Raw genomic sequence first — 20,726 nt, 5'->3', positions numbered from 1 at the left:
TAGTGTAACTCGGTTATGCGCCAGTTGTTTTCATCACTGCGGGGGAATGAGATCTGGGCAATGTCGACCCACTCGCGTTGCAAAAACGCCTGTATCGTTAAATTCTCCATGATGACTCCCGAGTGACATAATGAGTGATATTTTACGCATTAATGCCATATTTCGTAATTAATGCGTAAATATTTACTCGTTAACGGGCGGTTTGGAAGGTAATGCGTAACATTCCACACATTACGGCTTCTGCAATTTCAACAATTGCTCTGGCGTGACAGCCGGATACCCCTGCGCATCCTCCGGCACTTCATGCTGTGTCGGAATCGGAATGAGTGGACCTAAAAAGCGGGGTTCGCGTTTGAAGACATACAGGTCAGCCAGTGCGCCAAACCGCGCGCCGAATTCGCGCAGGCGAACGTTCCACATATCTTTCGGTGAGGGAACAGCGTAGCACTGGGCCTGAATACCCATATGTAGCGCGATAAACAGCGCGCGTTCGCAGTGAAAGCGTTGGGTGATAATAATAAAATCGTTGGTATCGAAGACTTTACGCGTACGGACGATGGAATCAAGCGTACGGAAACCGGCGTAATCGAGCACGATATCCGCCGGGTCGACGCCGGCGGCAATGAAATCTTTGCGCATGGTCATCGGCTCGTTATAGCTTTGTAGCGCGTTATCGCCGCTCAGTAGCAGATAATTCACTTTGCCGCTGTTATATGCATTCAGTGCGCCCTGAATACGATAACGGTAATACTGGTTAATCACGCCTTTGCGGTAATACTTGGCAGTGCCTAATACGACACCCACCTGGCGGTAAGGGAGATCCTGCAGATCGTCGTAGATATACGGCGCCGTTTTCCAGCTCATCCAGCGATCGAGACCTAACACGGTCAACAGCAGCAGGCCGAGCAGGACTAACAGGCTGTAAAACACGCGCTTCAACATAAAAGGCTCAATGATGGTGAAAAGGAGTCTTCAGGCTACTTTACCCGCCGCTTAAGAGCAAGAATCAGCGTCTTAATTGCAGGGAAATTCGCCAGTTGCGGGCTCTCGCCCGCACTGAAAGATTAACCGAGAAGGACGCGGTCGATGTTCTGGCAGCCTAACGCTTTCAGCGTCGCCACCGTCGCATCCCACTGGATGAGCGGCGCATCGGCGCGTTCGGCAAGCATCGCGCGGGTAATGGCAGGATAATCATAACCATGCAGGCTTAACAGATTCAGTGCGCCCTGCAATGGCGGTAGCGTTGGGTTGAAGGCCGCGTTTTCAGCGTAGCTTCCGCTAAAAATTGTGCCGTCGGCCAGTTCCAGCGCCACGCCGGAAGGCGATTTGCTGTATGGCGTATGACTTTTATTCGCGGCTTTTATGGCAGCCTGAGTTAACGCATCACCTTCCAGTGAGTAACCGTGATTCTGCTCATCCATCAGTAACGTTTTGATGTCGAGATCTTTCGGCCCAAACGCATCGGGTAAATAATCTTTCAGCGTATGGGGCGCACGGCCCGGCAGGTTGATACGCAGCGCCAGCCCGCTGTTCAGTTCATTCATAAACTGACGGCAGTGGCCGCAAGGGGTGTAGTTGACGGTGATCGCTGCGAGAGCTTTTTCACCGCGCAGCCAGGCGTGGCTGATCGCGCTTTGTTCGGCGTGGACGGTTTGCTGCATGGTCGCGCCCAAAAATTCCATATTGCCGCCGAAGTACCAGGTTCCGCTTACGCCGCGCGCAATAGCGCCAACGTTGAAGTGGGAAAGGTCGGCGCGCGCGCAGGCAGCAGCCAGCGGCAGAAGCGCGAAGGCCAGCGCGTCTTCGTCCAGTCCTGTCGCGTTAAGCAGCGATGAGACCTGCCCGGCGCTCAGCATCGCGGAGAAATGCGCATCAGCCAGCACAGGAGCAATGGCTGTTTGCAGGTCCGCAGGCAGTTGCGAAAAAGCAGATTGAAAACGTGGGTGCATGGCGTTGCCTCGTAACAGTGTAAGGGTAAACAGTGTACGTGCCGATTACGCTTAAATGAGTGATCTAAATCTCATTATTTATGCAACACATGCAATCGTTTTGCAAAATGTGTGACTTATCGCATTTTAGCCGACGACAGAGAGAATAATCGGGAACAGGAACGGGGCGACGAGCGAGGTAATAATCCCGCACAGCACCAGCGCCAGCGAACTGAATGCGCCTTCCTGATAATCCACTTCCGCACAGCGAGCAGTCCCCAGGGCGTGCGACGCGGTTCCCATCGCCAGACCACGCGCGGCTTTGGTATTAATGCGCATCAGGTTCAGCAGGGTATGGCCAAAGACCGCGCCCAGGATCCCGACGAAAATCACGCAGACGGCGCTAATGGCTGGAATACCGCCAATACTGCCTCCGACGGCCATCGCGATAGGCGTCGTGACCGATTTCGGTAAAATAGAGGCGGCAATTTCGGGCGATGCGCCCATCAGCAGCGCCACCGAGGTACCGGTCACCATCGCCACTACGCTGCCGAAAAAGCAGATGGTGATAATGGATTTCCAGCGCGCGCGGATTTGATGCAGCTGTTCATACAGCGGAAAGGCGAGGGCCACGACCGCCGGTTGCAGCAGATCGTTAAGCACTTTACTGCCCTGGAAATAGTGATCGTAAGGCGTGCCGGTCAGCAGGAGGATGGGAATAATCACCACCATCGCCACTAACAGGGGATTGAGCAGCGGAAATTTTACCCGTGCAGCCAGCCAGCGCGCGGCAAAAAAGACCACCAGCGTCAGCGGCAACGACCACCAGATATAATGCATCATTCATCCGTTCCTTTTTGACCAACGACTTTGCGTTCGCCATGAATAATGTGCGAACTCCAGCTCACCACCAGGAAAACAACGAGCGTACTGATCGCGCAGGAGACAACAATAGGGCCAAACTGGGCGCTGAGCAGGTCGTAATATTGCATCACGCCAACGCCGATAGGCACGAACAGCAACGCCATATAGCGGATGAGAATGTAACAGCCCGGCAAAACCCACTTCGACGGCAGGATTTGCAGAGCCAGTAAGACGAACATAATCAGCATCCCGATAATACTGCCGGGGATGGTGATCGGTAGCAGCGAGGCGATAAAAATTCCCGCATACAAACAGGCGTATATCAGGACGAAAGCACGCAGGTATTGCCAGATAATATTCAGCGATTTGCTCATGTTGGTTACCCTTGATGGAACGCATTCATCATACAATTAAAGCCGGAAATGTGCTACTGATCACATCATGAATTGTGAGCATACCTGACATAGACAAGCGGAACATCAGGCATCTGACTGAAGCGGATGTGATAAATGATAAAGAAAGCGACTCAGGGCCTGCGAGGGCTGATCGTTTTTTCTCCAGAATACGCCGACGCTGCCTTTCTGCTCAATCTTCGGCAACGCCAGAATCGTGAGCTGTCCCTGTTGAGCGTAGCGTTCTGCCAGACGCAGGGAGAGAATAGAAATCATCTCGCTGCTTTGCAGCAGGTTGACGCTGACGTTCATTGACGCCGATTCAATGGTGTTCTCCGGCAGCATCACGCCGTTATCAACCAGCGCGTTATCAATACTCTGGCGGATGGGCGTGCCGGTGGGCCAGACTATCCAGCGCCAGGGTTCCAGATCCTTCCAGCTTAATCGCTCGTACGCGGCAAGCGGATGATCGGTGCGGGCAACGAAACAAACGGGTTCCGTATATAACACCTGATAATTCAACGGCAGCTCCAGCGCCCGTCCGCCGATACGTCCGACCACCACATCCACCACGCCTGATTGCAAATCATGCAGCAGTGGCGTCATCACTTTCTCTTCGATATTCAGGTGCAAAGAAGGCATTTCTTTTAGCAGAGGAAAAATCGCCTGTGATACGCAATCTGTCGCCACCGGAGAGCAGCCGATTTTCAGGCTGCCGACCAGGCCGCCCTGTTTGAAACGCTCCACCTCAAACTGGGAACGTTCGAGATCGTTGATTAACCGTTGAGCATGCTGGAGCAGTAGTTTTCCGCCTTCAGAAGGGCGTAAGCCTTTGCTGTGACGCTCGAAAAGTGTGATCCCGACCTCTTCCTCGAACTGTGTCAGCCACTTGGAAAGGGCGGGTTGGGTGATATGCATCTGTTTCGCCACCTGGGTCAGATTGCACTGCTCGCCCAGCGCGACCAGCATTTGCAGGTGATGAAGCTTCAGTTTTTGCGTCCAGTTTGCCATCAGCAATAACCTCCAGGTTATGACTCTGCATGGAAAGCCATTGTACAACGCATTTCAATTACCACAAACTTGCTACATACAAACAACAAATACAACATCTACCCTACACACCTGAGGCATATACCATGACTCAACGACGTGAACTACAAGCTCTGATTGATGCAGCCCCCATCGGCGCGCTCCAGTGGCGTGTCATTATCTGCTGTTTTCTGGTGGTGATGATGGATGGATTCGATACGGCGGCAATTGGCTTTATCGCCCCCGATATACGTGGACACTGGCAGTTAACGGCGGCAGAACTGGCCCCGTTATTTGGTGCAGGCCTGGTTGGGCTCACCGCCGGGGCGCTGCTGTGTGGACCGCTCTCCGATCGCTTTGGTCGCAAACGCGTCATAGAGTGGTGCGTAGCGTTTTTTGGCATCCTCAGTCTGCTATCCGCCTTTTCACCAGACCTTGAAACGCTGGTTATCCTGCGCTTCTTAACCGGCCTTGGGCTGGGTGGGGCGATGCCCAATACCATCACCATGACCTCCGAATACCTGCCAACTCGCCGTCGCGGCGCATTGGTAACCCTGATGTTCTGCGGCTTCACGCTCGGCTCCGCTTTTGGCGGGATCGTCAGTGCGCAACTGGTGGGCATGATTGGTTGGGCGGGCATACTGGTGCTCGGCGGCGTGCTGCCGATGATCCTGTTCTTCTATTTGCTGGTTGCATTGCCGGAATCGCCCCGCTGGATGGTGCGTCGTCAGCGCCCTCAGCCGCACATCGCGCAGTTGGTCAGTGAGATGACTAAAGAGCGCTATGACGACACCACTTTCTGGCTCGATGAGCCGACCTCGGTCCACAAGGGCAGCATCGGTCAGCTTTTTGCCGGACGTCAGCTTGCCATCACGCTGATGCTGTGGGTGGTGTTCTTTATGAGCCTGCTGATTATCTATTTACTCTCAAGCTGGATGCCGACGCTGCTAAACCATCGTGGTATCGACCTGCAACATGCGTCATGGGTGACGGCGGCGTTCCAGATTGGCGGCACGATGGGCGCAATTCTGCTCGGCGTATTAATGGACAAATTCAATCCTTTCCGGGTGCTGGCGGTGAGCTATGCGCTGGGCGCGGTGTGCATTGTGATGATTGGCCTGAGCGAAAACGGCCTGTGGCTGATGGCGCTGGCGATTTTCGGCACCGGAATTGGCATCAGCGGCTCGCAGGTCGGGCTGAACGCCTTAACCGCCATGCTCTACCCGACCCAAAGCCGCGCAACAGGCGTGAGCTGGTCTAACGCGGTAGGGCGCTGCGGTGCGATTGTCGGCTCGCTTTCCGGCGGGGTGATGATGGCGATGAACTTCTCTTTCGACACTCTTTTTTACGTGATTGCCGTCCCGGCAGCCATTAGCGCCATCATGTTGACGTTACTGACGTTAGCTGTTCGCCGGACGACAACGGTACCCAACCCGCTGCCTGCTACAGGTGTGGTGAATAAATAAGGAGAATAACAATGAGCCAGTTAAATCCGGACGTCAAAAACGAACGCCAACAATATTACCAGCATATTTCCGGGCAGAACCTGACGCCGCTGTGGGAATCACTGCATCACCTGGTGCCACAAACGCCGAACCCGACCTGCGCGCCAGCACACTGGAGTTACCAGGAAATTCGCCCGCTGCTGCTGGAAAGCGGCAGCCTGATTGGTGCAAAAGAGGCGGTTCGCCGCGTACTGGTGCTGGAAAACCCGGCGCTGCGTGGACAGTCTTCCATTACCTCATCGCTGTACGCCGGTTTGCAGTTAATTATGCCGGGTGAAGTTGCCCCGAGCCATCGCCACAACCAGTCAGCATTACGTTTCATTGTTGAGGGTAAAGGCGCGTTTACCGCCGTTGATGGCGAGCGCACTCAGATGCATCCGGGCGACTTTATCCTCACCCCGCAATGGCGCTGGCACGACCACGGCAACCCCGGCGATGAGCCCGTAATTTGGCTGGATGGTCTGGACTTGCCGCTGGTGAACTATCTTGGCTGCGGCTTTGCAGAAGATTACCCGGAAGATCAGCAGCCCGTCACCCGTAAAGAAGGGGATTATCTGCCGCGCTACGCCGCCAACATGCTGCCGTTGCGCCATCAAACCGGTAACTCATCACCGATTTTCAACTATCGCTATGACCGCAGCCGCGACGCGCTGCACGACCTGACTCGCCTGGGCGATGCCGATGAGTGGGATGGTTACAAAATGCGCTACGTGAACCCGGTAACGGGCGGCTACCCGATGCCATCGATGGGCGCATTCCTGCAACTGCTGCCGAAGGGCTTCCGCTCCCGTCAGGCGCGCACCACTGACAGCACGATTTATCACGTGGTGGAAGGCAGTGGCCAGGTCACCGTCGGCGATCAGGTGTTCAGCTTTAAAGAGAAAGATGTCTTTGTCGTGCCGACCTGGCACAGCGTGTCGTTCGATGCGCAGGACGAGACCGTGTTATTCAGTTTCTCGGACCGCCCCGTTCAGGAAGCGCTGGGCCTGTTCCGTGAAGCACGCTACTAATCAGGAGAAGAATAATGAGCAAATATGTTTTTGAACCCCAGGCCCCCGTTGCGATCCCGGTTGTTGGTAGCGAGGAACAGTTCCCGGTCCGCCGCGTCTATTGCGTAGGCCGTAACTACGCCGCCCATGCCCGCGAAATGGGCTTCGATCCGGATCGCGAACCGCCATTCTTCTTCTGCAAACCCGCTGATGCGGTTGTTCCGGTTGCCGCAGGCGAAACGTTGAATCTGGCCTACCCGGCCCAGACCGATAACTATCACTATGAGATTGAGCTGGTAGTGGCGATTGGCAAAAAAGGCAGTGATATTCCGCTGGAAAAAGCCCATGAATACGTCTGGGGTTATGCGACCGGCCTGGATATGACGCGCCGCGATCGTCAGATGGAGATGCGCCAGATGGGCCGCCCGTGGGAAATCGGTAAAGCGTTCGATAACTCCGCGCCCATTTCGCCGCTGCATAAAGCCGCTGACGTTTCCGGCGTCGATAACGCACCCATCTGGTTGCAGGTCAACGGGGAAGATCACCAGCGCAGCGATATTAAACATCTTATCTGGTCAGTGAATGAAACCATCAGCTATCTGTCGGGCTTCTTCGAGCTGCAACCGGGCGATCTGATTTTCACCGGCACGCCGGAAGGCGTTGGGGCAGTTGTGAAGGGCGACACGATTACCGGCAACGTGGACGGTTTAACACCTATCGCCGTGAAGATTGTTTGAGGTGACGGATGAAGCTGTACAGTTTTTTCAATAGCTCGGCCTCCTATCGGGTGCGTATCGCGATGGCGCTCAAGGGAATCGATTATGACACCGTCGGCGTCAATATTCGTATTGGCCAGCAAAACGCGCTGGAGTACCGCAGGCTGAACCCGGTTGGGTTGGTGCCCGCGCTGGTAACGGACGATGGCGAATCGCTGGGGCAATCACTGGCGATTATTGACTGGCTGGACCGCCATTTTCCGCAAACCCCGCTGCTGCCGGGTAACGATCCGGCGCGGATGCGGATTCTGGAAATCGTCTACGCCATTTGTTGCGATATCCACCCCATTAACAACATGCGCGTCCTGCGCTACCTGAGCGATGAGCTGAAGGTGAGCGAAGAGGATAAAAAACGCTGGTATGCGCACTGGGTCCAGCAGGGGCTGAGCGCGGTGGAGCAACTGCTGCGCCACAGCCAGTCGGGGCAATTCTGCGTGGGCGACACGCCGACGCTGGCCGATTGCTGCTTAGTGCCGCAGTGGGCGAATGCGTTACGTATGGGTTGCGATCTTAGCGGGTATCCCCGCTGTAAAGCCGTGTATGAAGCCTGTTCCGCGCTGCCAGCGTTTGTCGCTGCCGCACCCGAGAACCAACAGGACAAAATCCCGGCATAATAAGGAGAGTTATCATGGCAAAAGTGACGAGTGCAATTATTGTCGGTGGCGGGATTGGCGGCGCGGCGACCGCGTTGTCTCTGGCGCGTCAGGGCATCAAAGTGATGCTGCTGGAAAGAGCGCATGAAATTGGTGAAATTGGCGCGGGCATTCAGCTTGGCCCGAACGCGTTTTCGGCGCTGGATAGCCTGGGCGTCGGCGAGGTTGCTCGCCAGCGCGCGGTATTTACCGATCATATCACCATGATGGACGCCGTTAACGGCGAAGAAGTGGTGCATATCGAAACCGGACAGGCGTTCCGCGACCACTTCGGTGGCCCGTATGCGGTGATTCACCGTGTCGATATTCACGCTACCGTATGGGAAGCGGCGATGGTGCATCCGTGTGTCGAATACCGCACTTCAACGCACGTGGTGGATATCCGCCAGACCGACCATGACGTCACCGTGTTTGATGATAAAGGCAATAGCTGGACGGCAGATATTCTGATTGGCTGCGACGGCGTGAAATCGGTGGTGCGTCAGAGCCTGCTGCACGATACCCCGCGCGTTACCGGACATGTGGTTTATCGTGCGGTCATTGACTGCGACGATATGCCGGACGATCTGCGCATCAACGCCCCGGTACTGTGGGCAGGCCCGCACTGTCACCTGGTGCACTATCCGCTGCGTGGCGGCAAGCAATACAACCTGGTGGTGACCTTCCATAGCCGCGAAACGGAAGAGTGGGGCGTGAAGGACGGCAGCAAAGAAGAGGTGCTCTCTTACTTTAAAGGTATTCACCCGCGTCCGCGCCAGATGCTCGACAAACCGACCTCCTGGCGTCGCTGGTCTACCGCTGACCGTGAGCCCGTGGAAAAATGGGGCAACGATCGCATTACCTTAGTGGGCGATGCGGCGCACCCGGTGGCGCAGTATATGGCGCAGGGAGCGTGTATGGCGCTGGAAGATGCGGTCACCATCGGCAAAGCGCTGGCGCAATGTGACGGCGATGCGGCAGAAGCCTTCGCGCTGTATGAGTCTGTGCGCATTCCGCGTACCGCCCGTATTGTCTGGTCGACGCGCGAAATGGGGCGTATTTATCACGCTGCGGGCGTTGAGCGTCACGTGCGTAACCTGCTGTGGAAGGGCAAAACCCAGGCCGAGTTCTATCGCGCGATGGAGTGGCTCTACGGCTGGAAGGAAGATAACTGCCTGCAACCCCGCTAACAGGCTTTTAACCGATGAAAAGAGGCGCTAACATAGCGCCTCTTTTTTTACCGGGTATCAATATGCGTGTTTTACTGGCGCCAATGGAAGGCGTGCTCGATTCGCTGGTGCGAGAGCTGCTGACCGACGTGAATGATTACGACCTCTGCGTCACTGAATTTTTGCGCGTGGTGGATAAACTGCTGCCGGTAAAATCATTCCATAAACTGTGCCCGGAACTGAACAACCACAGCCGCACGCCGAGCGGCACGCTGGTGCGCATCCAGCTCCTGGGCCAGTATCCCGAATGGCTGGCTGAAAACGCCGCCCGCGCGGTGGAGCTTGGCTCATGGGGCGTTGATCTCAACTGCGGTTGTCCGTCCAAAATGGTTAACGGCAGCGGCGGCGGGGCGACGTTGCTGAAAGATCCCGAGCTTATCTATCGCGGCGCGAAAGCGATGCGTGAAGCGGTGCCAGCGGATCTTCCCGTAACCGTCAAAGTGCGGCTGGGCTGGGACAGCGGCGCGCGCCAGTTCGAAATCGCCGATGCGGTGCAGCAGGCGGGCGCAACCGAGCTTGTGGTGCACGGTCGCACTAAAGAAGATGGCTACAAAGCCGAGCGCATTAACTGGCAGGCCATTGCTGACATTCGCCAGCGCCTGACTATTCCGGTAATCGCCAACGGCGAAATCTGGGACTGGGAAAGCGCGCAACAGTGTATGGCGGTGACCGGGTGTGACGCGGTGATGATTGGGCGCGGTGCGCTGAACGTGCCGAACCTGAGCCGGGTGATTAAGTATAACGAACCGCGTATGCCGTGGCCTGAAGTGGTGAGTTTGCTGCAAAAATATTGTCTGCTGGAAAAACAGGACGACACCGGGCTGTATCATCTGGCGCGCATCAAACAGTGGCTGGGCTACCTGCGCAAAGAGTACGAGGAAGCCACGGAACTGTTTATGGCGGTACGGGCGCTGCAGGACTCCGCGTCAGTGGCGCGCGAAATCCTGCGCTGGCGTTAAGCTTTTCGGGCGCTCAGAATAAAAATCATCGGGCGCTCTTTCTCTTCATCCAGCGCCGGGTTAGCGGCGATTTGCTCAGCCGTCGGTCCCCATTCGTCCAGCGCTTCAATGATAAATCCAGCCTCAATCACTGCATTAATCCAGGTCGCGAGCTTACGGTGTTGCTTCTTAACGCCATCGGCAAACCAGTTGCTGATGCGCTCACCTTCCTGTTGATACTGGCTCACCGGCCAGTGTTTATTTCCCTGATTATCCACTACCCATTGTTGATTCGCCGGGGCGGTATAGACCGGATGCTCTGCGGAGAAAACCAGTTTGCCGCCGGGCTTGAGTGCCTGATGCAGGGTGCGGAATAAACGGTCGATGTCTATTAGATAGTGCAGAGCCAGCGAACTGTAGGCCAGGTCGAAGGTGCTGGCTGGCAGAACAAACGTTTCCAGATCGGCACGCTGCAAGGTGATATTTTCACCGGACGTCATCTCCTGCGCTTTCGCGAGCATTTTCTGCGAAACGTCCAGACCCAACACCTTCGCCGCGCCGTTATCGCGCGCCCAGCGGCAGAACCAGCCGTAGCCGCAGCCTAAATCAACAATGGTTTTACCCTGGATTTCAGGCAGTAGCGTTTGAATTTTCGGCCACTCCGGCGCGCCGTCTAAGCCTTTCACTGAGCGATCCAGCGTGGCGTAACCGGCAAAAAAGTGCGGATCGTCATAAATATTTTGCGTCATTGATAATCCCTAATTCATTCATGCAATAAATAATTATGCCCATATTTAAGCTTAAATTAAATGAGGTCGCGCGTTGTAATTCGATCTCAATCAAAAATTAAGCACAAAAGTATTTCGAAATGTAGATGACGTATTTACTGGGCGCATAAATAACATGATGTGATCACTTTATCCTGGTCATTCTTCCACACGGGTTACTAAAGAAAATGGTTTGCTTTTCTCTATTATTTGCGCCTCTTTTCAGACGCACGCAAATTCCATGAAACATTCTGTCAGAACGTTCGCTGTATTAAGCTTACCGATTATTTTTACACTTTGCGCCTGCGCGCCATCGCATGAAACCGAGGCGCGTCTGGCAAAAACGCTGCCCGTTTCACATATTGAATCGTCGCTGCCCGTGGCGCTGAAAAACGGCTGGCCGCAGTCCACCTGGTGGCACGACTATCACGATCCGCAGCTTAACGCGCTGATTGAACGCGCGCTGCGCGATGCACCGGATATGGCCGTTGCGCAGCAGCGTATAAAACTTGCGGAGGCACAGGCTAAGCTGGCCGAAGCGAAAGGTGGGCCGGAGGTGAATTTCTCCGCAGATCTGGAACGCCAAAAAATATCAGCGGAAGGGCTGATGGGGCCATTTGCTTTTGATGATCCGGCGGCGGGCACCACGGGGCCGTGGTATACCAACGGCACCTTCGGCTTAACGGCGGGCTGGAATATCGATTTGTGGGGAAAAGATGCTGCACAGGTAAGCGCGCGAATTGGCAAAGTGAAAGCGGATATTGCCGGGATGGCGCAAACCCGCCAACTGCTGGCAAGCAGTGTGGCGCGGCTATATTGGCAGTGGCAAACGGAATCGGCGATTCGTCAGCAGCTTGAACAGATTCAGAAAGAACAAAATCTGATTGTGTCGGTGGATAAAAAACTTTATCTGGCCGGTATTAACGACTCGGTGGAAGGCGTTGAAAATGATATTAATGTTGGCAAAACCGCGCAGCAACTGGCGGATATCGACGGTAATCTGAAAGAGATAGAAGCACGATTGATGGCGCTCACCAACGCGCAATCCACGTCGTTGTCGTTGAAGACGGTGCCGCTACCGGCGGTGACGTCACAATTGCCATCGCAACTGGGTTTTGAGCTGCTTGCGCGTCGCCCGGATTTACAGGAAGCGCGATGGTTGGTGGAATCCACCCTGAGCGATGTTGATGCGGCGAAAGCGGCCTTTTACCCGGATATCAACATCATGGCGTTCCTGCAACAGGACGCTCTGCACCTGAGCGATTTGTTCCGCCACTTCGCACAGCAGATGGGCGTCACGGCAGGGCTAACGCTGCCCATCTTTGACAGCGGCAGATTAAACGCGAATCTGGATATCGCCAGCACGGAGAATAATTACGCCATTGCCCGTTACAACAAAGCGGTGGTTGAAGCCGTTAACCAGGTAGCGAAGTGCGCCAGCCAGATGGAAACGCTGGCCGCGAAAAATCAGCAGCAAACTCACGTGCAACGTGATGCCGGGCGCGTGGCGGCACTCGCGCAGGCGCGGCTGAAGGTGGGGATTATTTCCAGTGCGCAGTACAGCCACGCGAAGCTGCCGGCGCTGCACGAGCAGATTACAGCTTTGAAGTTGCAGGGCGAATGGCTGGATGCCTCCATCCAGCTGACTTCTGCGCTCGGCGGCGGGTATCAGGCGTTATGATTTATCCGCGCGGCGTTTAAACCACCAGCGCAACGCCAGCACGACGGCGACGGCCAGGATAACCCAGATCCAGTGTTTTAAATGGGCATCGAGGTCATGCAGCCACGGCGCAATCACTTCACCGCCCACATAACCGAGGGTGGTGAAGATAAGCGCCCACAACAGTGCGCCAACAATATTGAGCGGCAGAAAGAGTTTCGGTGGTATACGACTGGCGCCAATCAACAGCGGCCCGATAATCCGAAAACCGTACATAAAACGGCTGCCAATGACGAAGAGATAAGGATGACGCTGAATCAGCCGTTGCGCTTTGCGGATTTTGGTGTGCTGACGTGAGTAGCGCTTCAGCATGCGCCCGCCAAAGTGGCGACCCAGCAAATAGAGCACCTGATCGCCAATCATCCCGCCAAGCGCGACCGAAATCACCACCAGCGGGAAGCGCAGTAACCCCTGATGTGCCGCCACGCCACCCAGTAGCGTCACCGTTTCGCCTTCCGCCATACTGCCCAGCACCAGCACGGCATAACCATATTGTGAAATCAGAGCCGGTATATCCATCGTTATCTTCGTTTCCTTTGAACATCTCCTTTAAGCATACACCTCTGAGCCGAAGCCGGGGGCGACGTTATTTTTTTCCTGCTCAAAAAATAATCTATTAGTGTGAATTATACTTACGTTACGTGGTACGAAGCCGTGTCGAGGAGGCGTTATGAACCATGTCTGGGGTCTGTTTTCCCATCCCGATCGAGAAATGCATGTCATTCGGAGTGAAAACGAAACTGTTTCACACCATTACACTCACCATGTTCTGTTGATGGCCGCGATTCCTGTTATCTGTGCATTTATCGGAACAACACAGTTGGGCTGGAATTTCGGCGATGGCAATGTGGTTAAACTGTCACCTGTGACGGGTTTAATCCTGGCCGTACTTTTCTATGGGGTAATGCTCGGGGGCGTCGCAGTGATGGGACGTGTAATCTGGTGGATGGCGCGTAACTATCCGGAGCGTCCGTCGCTCAAGCGCTGTATGGTGTTTGCCGGTTATGTGGCGACGCCGATGTTCCTGAGCGGTATCGTGGCGCTCTATCCGTTGGTCTGGCTCTGTGCACTGATCGGTACGGTTGCGCTGTTTTATACCGGTTATTTGCTTTATGTCGGTATCCCGACGTTCCTCAACATTGAACGGGAAGAGGGGCTGAGCTTCGCCAGTTCAACCCTGGCGATTGGCGTGCTGGTACTGGAAGTGCTGCTGGCGATCACCGTCATTCTGTGGGGTTATGGTTACCGATTGTTCTGAACCGCTCTTATGCATTGCTGGTGTGAATTATTTCGCGCCAGCAATGCAGCATTTATTCACTATTCTTTTCTGGTAGGTGCCTTGCGCTCCGCGCTATGATGACGCCCTCGCTGCATTGTCTTAGTACGCGCGGCGTCCATATTCCATACAGTGCGTAAATAACCACCAGAAAACACATCATGCAGAAATTTCGCGTTTCCCTGCTCAGCCTGGCGTTAATGCTGGCTGTGCCTTTTGCGCCTCAGGCGAGTGCTAAAACGGCGGCGACGGCCGCAGCCTCGCGCCCGGAAATTGCTTCCGGGAGCGCGATGATTGTCGATCTTGAAACCAATAAAGTGATCTACGCCAGCGAACCGGATCTGGTGCGCCCGATTGCGTCCATCACTAAAGTGATGACCGCGATGGTGGTGCTGGATGCGCGCCTGCCGCTTGATGAGATGCTGAGCGTTGATATCAGCCACACGCCGGAGATGAAAGGAATTTACTCCCGCGTGCGCCTGAACAGTAAAATCAGCCGTAAAAATATGCTGTTGCTGGCGTTGATGTCGTCGGAGAACCGCGCGGCGGCAAGCCTGGCGCATCACTATCCTGGCGGTTACGATGCCTTTATTCGCGCCATGAACGCGAAGGCTAAATCGTTGGGAATGACGCACACGCGCTATGTGGAACCGACCGGGTTGTCGATTCACAACGTGTCAACGGCGCGCGACCTGACCAAAATGCTGATTGCTACCAAACAGTATCCGCTGATTGGTCAGTTGAGCACCACGCGTGAGGATATGGCGACCTTTGCTAACCCGGCGTACACGCTGCCGTTCCGCAACACCAACCATCTGGTGTACCGCGATAACTGGAATATCCAGTTGACCAAAACCGGCTTCACCAATGCGGCGGGTCACTGTCTGGTGATGCGTACGGTGATGAACAAACGTCCGGTGGCGATGGTGGTGATGGATGCGTTTGGGAAATATACCCATTTCGCCGACGCCAGTCGTCTGCGTACCTGGGTGGAAACCGGTAAAGTGATGCCGGTTCCTGCGGCGGCGCTGAGCTATAAAAAGCAGAAAGAGTCGCAGATTGCGGGCAACCTGGCGCACGGTAAAGTGACGACCCAGGAAGATTAAGTTTAGTCGGCTTCGGCGCAGTAACGCCGGATGGCGGCTACGCCTTATCCGGCCTACCAAACCTCAGCACCACCCCGTAGGCCGGATAAGCGCAGCGCATCCGGCACAACCCGCACCGCCCCGAAGGCCGGATAAGCGCAGCGCATCCGGCAAACCCCAGCACCGCCTCCGTAGGCCGGATAAGCGCAGCGCATCCGGCACAACCCGCACCGCCCCGTAGGCCGGATAAGCGCAGCGTCATCCGGCAAACCCCAGCACCAAACCTGCTACTCCGGCAGCGTCCAGTCGCCATCATTGAGCGGGCGCTGCATGATCAACGTATCCCGCCAGTCACCCAGTTTATAACCCACACTACGTAACTGCCCGGCAATCACAAACCCGAGTTTCTTATGCAAATTCAACGACCCCGGGTTGTTGTGGCCATCGCCGACCACCGCCAGCATTTGTCGCCACGGCCCCTGTTCGCAAATCTCAATCAACCGGCCCAGCAGTGCGCTGCCAATGCCGAGCCCAGTCATGGTGGTATCCAGATAAATCGACTCTTCCACCGTATAACGATAGGCCGGGCGAGGGCGGTAGGGTGACGCATAGCAATACCCAACCACGACGCCGCGATAAAGCGCAACCAGCCACGGCAGACCGTGGTCATTGACCTTCTTCATGCGTTCGCACATTTCATCAATGGACGGCGGGGTTTCTTCAAAGGAGGCTCGCCCGTTCAGCACATGCCAGGCGTAAATAGCGGAAATTGCGTGGACGTCATCAGGCTGGGCTAAACGAATTTCAACATCAGTAGCGGCTTCGCGCGCGGACATACTCAGGTTCCTTGTGAAAAAAATCGCCGGAGAAACGTTCCTCCGGCGTCATTCACTCACTCTAATACGGCGCGAACCTGAATAACAATCCGTCTCTCTTATTTCACGGCGGGCTCGTCGGTTGGGGCCGAAACGCCAGGGTTCTGCGGTTTTCCTTCGCCCCAGTATTTCTGTTTACTGGTTTTACCGATGCCGGGGTTCATGCTGTTCGTCGGATCGTTTTCACGATAAAAACGTTTTAACGTGTCAGCGGCTTCGTACAGATGCCCAACGTTATGCTCCGCCGGATACTGCGCGCCGCGTTCGCGAAGCAGCACCAGCATTTTTTCTTTTAGCTCGTGTGCGTCCACGCCTTTTTTGACGATGTAATCCTGATGGAACACGTGGCACATAAAGTGGCCGTAGTAGAGCTTATGCACCAGTTGGCTGTCGATTTCCGGCGGCAGATGCTCAAACCACTCGGTATCATTACGACGCAGGGCAATATCCAGCGCAAGGATATCTTCGACTTCATCGGCGTGTACCGCCTGATAGCGAATGGCCGCGCCCGCCGCCGCGAAACGATGCAGGAAGGCTTTGCTACCCTCTTCGGCGGTACAGACAAAATAGCCGCCTTCCGCCTGTTTAAAGTACTCTGCCAGCCAGGCCTGCGCTTCTTCAATACCGTCGCCCGCCATTTTTAGCAGCAGGTGATGCTCATATTTATCGCGCCACTGCTTCATACGTGCAGGGAGGTGCGCCGGGAAAACGTGGCCGACTTTCTGCATAAAACGGTCGGTAAAGTGCGGCTTAAACAGCGACACTTTTTCCAGCATCGCGTCGGTGCGACCCTTCAGAGTGAAGAAGAACGGCATTTTGTCGGTGCCGAGTTTGTCGATCATCAGGAAGGTGTCTTTGCCGTACTGCTCGGCGATATCGTAAATATCACGATGCATATATTCGCCCGCCACCGGCAGGTTCTTGAATTCCGCCAGAATGTGGCGGCGAATTTCGGTCAGCACGTCCGGTTGATTCGTACCAATGTAGAAAACCTGCTGACGTTTTTCCGCCGGGAAGGTGTCCAGACGCACGGCGAAAACGGCCAGTTTACCTGCGCAGCCGGAGGATTCGAACAGGCGTTCCGGGTCTGCGTTGTAGCGGGCTGGGGTGTCGGCTTCAACATCACGTACGCGAGTGACGTAATCGTGATCGTGCGCGTGGCGGCCATCGTGGCGCACGTCGCTGTCTTTCACGCGTTCATCATCGAGTTTGCTGAGGATCTGCTCCGGCGTTTCACCCAGATCAATGCCCAGGTGGTTAACCAGCATCAGCTTGCCATTCTCGTCAATACGCGCAAACAGGGACATTTCGGTATACGCCGGGCCGCGCTGCACCAGCGACCCGCCGGAATTATTGCAGATCCCGCCGATAACCGATGCACCAATGCAGGACGATCCAATCACAGAATGTGGCTCGCGTCCCAGCGGCTTAAGCGCTTTTTCCAGAGAATAGAGTGTGGTACCCGGCCAGGCCAGCACCTGCTCGCCTTTATCGAGCAGGTGCAGCTTATCAAGACGCAGAGTGCTGATGATGACAATCTCACGATCGTAATCATTACCGCTCGGCGTAGAGCCTTCGGTCAGGCCGGTATTCGCCGCCTGCATCAGAATGATTTTATCCGCATTCACGCAGGCGTTGAGTACGCGCCACAGTTCAAGCAGTGAACCAGGGAAGACAACGGCCAGCGCGTCACCGTGACCGGAGCGGAAGCCCTTGCGATAGCGGGCGGTTTTCGCCGGATCAGTCAGCAGGTGAGCATGACCGACCAGACGGGTGAGTTCGTTAATTAGCGCTTTATTATCAGTGGTGGCTTGTGCAGACATCATTCCACTCCTTGTGGTGAGACTAATTTGTCGTCCCTAAGAATAGCGCTTTGCGGATTTATTGGGAGTACGAATGTTTCGAAAATTCAGAGAATAACCTTCGCTTTCTGCTCCTCAGCCGTTTAGGCTTATGGCAAACTGCGGTTTTTCATCAACTTTCGCCGATTGACTGGCATGGAATAAAGAGACTAACAACATGAAATGGTTATGTTCTGTAGGCGTCGCTGTGAGCCTGGCGCTACAACCCGCGTTGGCGGACGAGCTGTTCGGCAATCACCCGCTGACACCTGAAGCGCGGGATGCGTTTGTCACAGACTTACTCAAAAAGATGACGGTTGATGAAAAAATCGGCCAGCTTCGTCTGATAAGCGTAGGGCCGGATAATCCAAAAGAAGCGATTCGCGAGATGATTAAAGAGGGCCAGGTTGGGGCTATCTTTAACACCGTCACCCGCCAGGATATTCGCAAAATGCAGGATCAGGTGATGGAACTGAGCCGCCTGAAAATTCCACTGTTCTTCGCCTACGATGTGCTGCATGGCCAGCGTACCGTCTTCCCGATAAGCCTCGGGCTGGCGTCCAGCTTTAACCTTGATGCGGTGCGCACCGTTGGCCGCGTGTCTGCTTATGAAGCGGCAGATGATGGCCTGAATATGACCTGGGCACCCATGGTTGACGTCTCGCGCGACCCGCGCTGGGGCCGTGCTTCAGAAGGCTTTGGCGAAGATACCTATTTGACCTCAATCATGGGTAAAACCATGGTGGAAGCGATGCAGGGCAAAAGCCCGGCGGATCGCTATTCGGTAATGACCAGCGTGAAACACTTCGCCGCCTACGGCGCAGTTGAGGGCGGGAAAGAGTACAACACCGTTGATATGAGCTCGCAGCGCCTGTTTAACGACTATATGCCGCCGTATAAAGCGGGGCTGGATGCGGGTAGCGGTGCGGTGATGGTCGCGCTGAACTCGCTGAACGGCACGCCTGCAACCTCGGATGCGTGGCTGCTTAAAGAGATCCTGCGTGATAAGTGGGGTTTCAAGGGCATCACCGTTTCCGATCATGGTGCGATTAAAGAACTGATTAAACACGGTACGGCTTCTGACCCGGAAGATGCGGTACGCGTGGCGCTGAAGTCCGGCATCAACATGAGTATGAGCGATGAATATTACAGCAAGTACCTGCCGGGGCTGGTGAAATCCGGCAAGGTGACGATGGCGGAACTGGACGATGCCGCGCGTCACGTGCTGAACGTCAAATATGATATGGGATTGTTTAACGACCCGTACAGCCATCTTGGTCCGAAAGAGTCTGACCCGCAGGACACCAACGCCGAAAGCCGTCTGCACCGCAAAGATGCACGTGATGTCGCGCGTGAAAGTCTGGTGCTGCTGAAAAACCGTCTCGAAACCTTGCCGCTGAAAAAATCGGGCACTATCGCCGTGGTGGGGCCGCTGGCAGACAGCAAACGTGATGTGATGGGAAGCTGGTCGGCAGCTGGCGTGGCAGATCAGTCTGTCACCGTGCTCACCGGGATTAAAAACGCGCTGGGTGATAAGGGCAAAGTGGTTTACGCCAAAGGCGCGAATGTCACCAACGATAAAGGTATTGTCGACTTCCTTAACCAGTATGAAGAAGCTGTGAAAGTCGATCCGCGTTCCGCACAGGCCATGATTGATGAAGCGGTAGCGGCAGCGAAACAATCTGACGTCGTGGTGGCCGTCGTGGGCGAGGCGCAAGGGATGGCACATGAAGCCTCCAGCCGCACGAATATTGACATCCCGCAAAGCCAGCGCGACCTGATTGCCGCGCTGAAAGCGACAGGCAAACCGTTGGTGCTGGTGCTGATGAACGGGCGCCCGCTGGCGCTGGTGAAAGAAGATCAGCAGGCGGATGCGATTCTGGAAACCTGGTTTGCCGGGACCGAAGGCGGCAATGCTATTGCCGACGTGCTGTTTGGTGATTACAACCCGTCCGGTAAATTGCCGATGTCCTTCCCGCGTTCAGTGGGGCAGATCCCGGTTTACTACAGCCATCTCAACACCGGTCGCCCGTACAATGCGGATAAACCAAACAAGTACACCTCTCGCTATTTCGATGAAGCCAACGGCCCGCTTTATCCGTTTGGCTATGGCCTGAGCTACACCACCTTCACCGTTTCTGACGTGAAAATGTCAGCACCGTCAATGACGCGCGACGGCAAGGTCACCGCCAGCGTAGACGTTACCAACAGCGGTAAGCGTGAAGGCGCGACGGTCATTCAGATGTATTTGCAGGATGTGACAGCGTCAATGAGTCGCCCGGTAAAACAACTGAAAGGCTTTGAGAAAGTGACGCTGAAACCGGGTGAAACGCAAACCGTCAGCTTCCCGATTGACGTAGAAGCGCTGAAGTTCTGGAATCAGAGCATGAAATACGATGCAGAACCGGGCAAATTTAACGTCTTTATCGGCGTGGATTCGGCGCGTGTGAAGCAGGGGGCGTTTGAGCTGAAGTAAGCCCTCACCCTAACCCTCTCCCGCAGGGAGAGGGAACAGATCGTGCCAATCTGCCTGTTCTGCGCTGGTTTTCCCCCTCTCCCTGCGGGAGAGGGCCGGGGTGAGGGGCTAAACCCACCGCACCAACCAAAAATCAATCCCCATCTCCCATCAATTTCCTACTTCCGTGAACATCATCACCTTCAGCGATAACATTTCGTCGTCACCCCCGTTTTGCGCGTTCTTTTATTCCTCATCGCACATGAAAATGTGACGTTCAACGCATTCCTCTTTCCACGACCGCGTTGATTTTGTGCGCGCCATCAAAAGCTATTTATCCCCCGTCTGGCGGACGTGATGATTTTCACTATTACGTAAAAAAGCCTGGATACAGCGCGCGAGCAAAGGGCGAAAACTTCGTTAAA

19 protein-coding genes are annotated in these 20,726 nt (G+C 55.1%); 10 read left to right on the top strand and 9 right to left on the bottom strand.

What is annotated here, in order from left to right:
• Nucleotides 1–231: 231 nt before the first annotated feature.
• The 5 genes from sanA to NMC31_RS08220 form a co-directional block, all read right to left on the bottom strand.
• The gene (gene sanA, locus NMC31_RS08240; protein WP_015963741.1) at nt 232–942 is read right to left on the bottom strand and encodes an outer membrane permeability protein SanA; all 711 of its coding nucleotides are present in this window, start codon (nt 940–942) and stop codon (nt 232–234) included.
• A gap of 122 nt (nt 943–1,064) precedes the next feature.
• Complete coding sequence (gene cdd / locus NMC31_RS08235) at nt 1,065–1,949, bottom strand: cytidine deaminase (RefSeq protein WP_253897577.1); 885 nt, start codon at nt 1,947–1,949, stop codon at nt 1,065–1,067.
• A 126-nt stretch (nt 1,950–2,075) separates the two neighbouring features.
• On the bottom strand, nt 2,076–2,771 hold the full coding sequence (locus NMC31_RS08230) for a CidB/LrgB family autolysis modulator (RefSeq protein WP_149462464.1): 696 nt from the start codon (nt 2,769–2,771) through the stop codon (nt 2,076–2,078).
• The gene (locus NMC31_RS08225) at nt 2,768–3,166 is read right to left on the bottom strand and encodes a CidA/LrgA family protein (protein ID WP_113857282.1); all 399 of its coding nucleotides are present in this window, start codon (nt 3,164–3,166) and stop codon (nt 2,768–2,770) included. The genes NMC31_RS08230 and NMC31_RS08225 overlap by 4 nt, the downstream gene beginning before the upstream one ends.
• Nucleotides 3,167–3,271: 105 nt before the next feature.
• Complete coding sequence (locus NMC31_RS08220) at nt 3,272–4,195, bottom strand: LysR substrate-binding domain-containing protein (protein ID WP_253897576.1); 924 nt, start codon at nt 4,193–4,195, stop codon at nt 3,272–3,274.
• Between the two features lie 125 nt (nt 4,196–4,320).
• On the opposite strand from NMC31_RS08220, the gene mhbT reads away from it, so the two are divergent.
• The 6 genes from mhbT (at nt 4,321) to dusC (ending at nt 10,303) form a co-directional block, all read left to right on the top strand.
• Nucleotides 4,321–5,679, top strand: coding sequence for a 3-hydroxybenzoate transporter MhbT (gene mhbT / locus NMC31_RS08215; protein WP_253897575.1), 1,359 nt, complete (start codon nt 4,321–4,323; stop codon nt 5,677–5,679).
• 11 nt (nt 5,680–5,690) lie between these two features.
• Nucleotides 5,691–6,728 (top strand): gentisate 1,2-dioxygenase, encoded by a 1,038-nt coding sequence (gtdA, locus tag NMC31_RS08210; RefSeq protein WP_253897574.1) that lies wholly within the window; start codon nt 5,691–5,693, stop codon nt 6,726–6,728.
• A 14-nt stretch (nt 6,729–6,742) separates the two neighbouring features.
• A complete protein-coding gene (locus NMC31_RS08205; RefSeq protein WP_149462459.1) occupies nt 6,743–7,444 on the top strand; it encodes a fumarylacetoacetate hydrolase family protein in 702 nt (233 codons plus the stop codon).
• An 8-nt stretch (nt 7,445–7,452) separates the two neighbouring features.
• A complete protein-coding gene (gene maiA, locus NMC31_RS08200) occupies nt 7,453–8,097 on the top strand; it encodes a maleylacetoacetate isomerase (protein WP_149462458.1) in 645 nt (214 codons plus the stop codon).
• Nucleotides 8,098–8,111: 14 nt separating this feature from the next.
• The gene (locus NMC31_RS08195; RefSeq protein ID WP_253897573.1) at nt 8,112–9,305 is read left to right on the top strand and encodes a 3-hydroxybenzoate 6-monooxygenase; all 1,194 of its coding nucleotides are present in this window, start codon (nt 8,112–8,114) and stop codon (nt 9,303–9,305) included.
• A 62-nt stretch (nt 9,306–9,367) separates the two neighbouring features.
• Nucleotides 9,368–10,303, top strand: a complete 936-nt coding sequence (gene dusC, locus NMC31_RS08190; protein ID WP_253897572.1) for a tRNA dihydrouridine(16) synthase DusC — start codon at nt 9,368–9,370, stop codon at nt 10,301–10,303.
• Here the strand turns inward: dusC and NMC31_RS08185 are convergent.
• Nucleotides 10,300–11,031, bottom strand: coding sequence for a class I SAM-dependent methyltransferase (locus NMC31_RS08185; RefSeq protein WP_253897571.1), 732 nt, complete (start codon nt 11,029–11,031; stop codon nt 10,300–10,302). The genes dusC and NMC31_RS08185 overlap by 4 nt on opposite strands.
• A 259-nt stretch (nt 11,032–11,290) precedes the next feature.
• Here NMC31_RS08185 and mdtQ point away from each other — a divergent pair, with 259 nt between their 5' ends.
• Nucleotides 11,291–12,730: a multidrug resistance outer membrane protein MdtQ gene (mdtQ, locus tag NMC31_RS08180; RefSeq protein WP_253897570.1), complete on the top strand. Its 1,440-nt coding sequence runs from the start codon at nt 11,291–11,293 to the stop codon at nt 12,728–12,730.
• Here the strand turns inward: mdtQ and NMC31_RS08175 are convergent.
• The gene (locus NMC31_RS08175; RefSeq protein WP_149462453.1) at nt 12,725–13,288 is read right to left on the bottom strand and encodes a DedA family protein; all 564 of its coding nucleotides are present in this window, start codon (nt 13,286–13,288) and stop codon (nt 12,725–12,727) included. The genes mdtQ and NMC31_RS08175 overlap by 6 nt on opposite strands.
• 151 nt (nt 13,289–13,439) lie before the next feature.
• Between NMC31_RS08175 and NMC31_RS08170 the strand changes: the two genes are divergently transcribed.
• Nucleotides 13,440–14,027 carry a Yip1 family protein gene (locus NMC31_RS08170; protein WP_149462452.1) on the top strand — a complete coding sequence of 196 codons (588 nt, stop codon included), beginning with the start codon at nt 13,440–13,442 and terminating at the stop codon, nt 14,025–14,027.
• Nucleotides 14,028–14,206: 179 nt separating this feature from the next.
• Nucleotides 14,207–15,151, top strand: a complete 945-nt coding sequence (pbpG, locus tag NMC31_RS08165; RefSeq protein WP_015963756.1) for a D-alanyl-D-alanine endopeptidase — start codon at nt 14,207–14,209, stop codon at nt 15,149–15,151.
• Nucleotides 15,152–15,417: 266 nt separating this feature from the next.
• Here the strand turns inward: pbpG and NMC31_RS08160 are convergent, their stop codons facing one another.
• Both NMC31_RS08160 and dld read right to left on the bottom strand, forming a co-directional pair.
• Nucleotides 15,418–15,966, bottom strand: coding sequence for a GNAT family N-acetyltransferase (locus tag NMC31_RS08160; protein WP_253897569.1), 549 nt, complete (start codon nt 15,964–15,966; stop codon nt 15,418–15,420).
• A gap of 98 nt (nt 15,967–16,064) precedes the next feature.
• A complete protein-coding gene (dld, locus tag NMC31_RS08155) occupies nt 16,065–17,828 on the bottom strand; it encodes a D-lactate dehydrogenase (protein WP_149462449.1) in 1,764 nt (587 codons plus the stop codon).
• 196 nt (nt 17,829–18,024) lie between these two features.
• Between dld and bglX the strand changes: the two genes are divergently transcribed.
• The gene (gene bglX / locus NMC31_RS08150) at nt 18,025–20,322 is read left to right on the top strand and encodes a beta-glucosidase BglX (protein WP_149462448.1); all 2,298 of its coding nucleotides are present in this window, start codon (nt 18,025–18,027) and stop codon (nt 20,320–20,322) included.
• The last annotated feature ends 404 nt before the right edge of the window (nt 20,323–20,726 follow it).

This window comes from Pseudocitrobacter vendiensis (genome assembly GCF_943590815.1).
In the GTDB taxonomy this organism is placed as follows: Bacteria; Pseudomonadota; Gammaproteobacteria; order Enterobacterales; family Enterobacteriaceae; genus Pseudocitrobacter; species Pseudocitrobacter vendiensis.
This window is presented reverse-complemented; position numbering and strand designations above follow the sequence as displayed.

What these genes read in the sequence shown, in the direction of transcription:
- gtdA (WP_253897574.1), top strand. Translation starts at nt 5,691, where the DNA reads ATGAGCCAGTTAAATCCGGACGTCAAAAACGAACGCCAACAATATTAC.
- pbpG (WP_015963756.1), top strand. Translation starts at nt 14,207, where the DNA reads ATGCAGAAATTTCGCGTTTCCCTGCTCAGCCTGGCGTTAATGCTGGCT.
- dld (WP_149462449.1), bottom strand. Translation starts at nt 17,828, where the DNA reads ATGTCTGCACAAGCCACCACTGATAATAAAGCGCTAATTAACGAACTC.
- cdd (WP_253897577.1), bottom strand. Translation starts at nt 1,949, where the DNA reads ATGCACCCACGTTTTCAATCTGCTTTTTCGCAACTGCCTGCGGACCTG.
- bglX (WP_149462448.1), top strand. Translation starts at nt 18,025, where the DNA reads ATGAAATGGTTATGTTCTGTAGGCGTCGCTGTGAGCCTGGCGCTACAA.
- maiA (WP_149462458.1), top strand. Translation starts at nt 7,453, where the DNA reads ATGAAGCTGTACAGTTTTTTCAATAGCTCGGCCTCCTATCGGGTGCGT.
- mhbT (WP_253897575.1), top strand. Translation starts at nt 4,321, where the DNA reads ATGACTCAACGACGTGAACTACAAGCTCTGATTGATGCAGCCCCCATC.
- dusC (WP_253897572.1), top strand. Translation starts at nt 9,368, where the DNA reads ATGCGTGTTTTACTGGCGCCAATGGAAGGCGTGCTCGATTCGCTGGTG.
- NMC31_RS08220 (WP_253897576.1), bottom strand. Translation starts at nt 4,195, where the DNA reads ATGGCAAACTGGACGCAAAAACTGAAGCTTCATCACCTGCAAATGCTG.
- NMC31_RS08175 (WP_149462453.1), bottom strand. Translation starts at nt 13,288, where the DNA reads ATGGATATACCGGCTCTGATTTCACAATATGGTTATGCCGTGCTGGTG.
- NMC31_RS08225 (WP_113857282.1), bottom strand. Translation starts at nt 3,166, where the DNA reads ATGAGCAAATCGCTGAATATTATCTGGCAATACCTGCGTGCTTTCGTC.
- NMC31_RS08205 (WP_149462459.1), top strand. Translation starts at nt 6,743, where the DNA reads ATGAGCAAATATGTTTTTGAACCCCAGGCCCCCGTTGCGATCCCGGTT.
- NMC31_RS08185 (WP_253897571.1), bottom strand. Translation starts at nt 11,031, where the DNA reads ATGACGCAAAATATTTATGACGATCCGCACTTTTTTGCCGGTTACGCC.
- mdtQ (WP_253897570.1), top strand. Translation starts at nt 11,291, where the DNA reads ATGAAACATTCTGTCAGAACGTTCGCTGTATTAAGCTTACCGATTATT.
- NMC31_RS08195 (WP_253897573.1), top strand. Translation starts at nt 8,112, where the DNA reads ATGGCAAAAGTGACGAGTGCAATTATTGTCGGTGGCGGGATTGGCGGC.
- NMC31_RS08160 (WP_253897569.1), bottom strand. Translation starts at nt 15,966, where the DNA reads ATGTCCGCGCGCGAAGCCGCTACTGATGTTGAAATTCGTTTAGCCCAG.
- NMC31_RS08170 (WP_149462452.1), top strand. Translation starts at nt 13,440, where the DNA reads ATGAACCATGTCTGGGGTCTGTTTTCCCATCCCGATCGAGAAATGCAT.
- NMC31_RS08230 (WP_149462464.1), bottom strand. Translation starts at nt 2,771, where the DNA reads ATGATGCATTATATCTGGTGGTCGTTGCCGCTGACGCTGGTGGTCTTT.
- sanA (WP_015963741.1), bottom strand. Translation starts at nt 942, where the DNA reads ATGTTGAAGCGCGTGTTTTACAGCCTGTTAGTCCTGCTCGGCCTGCTG.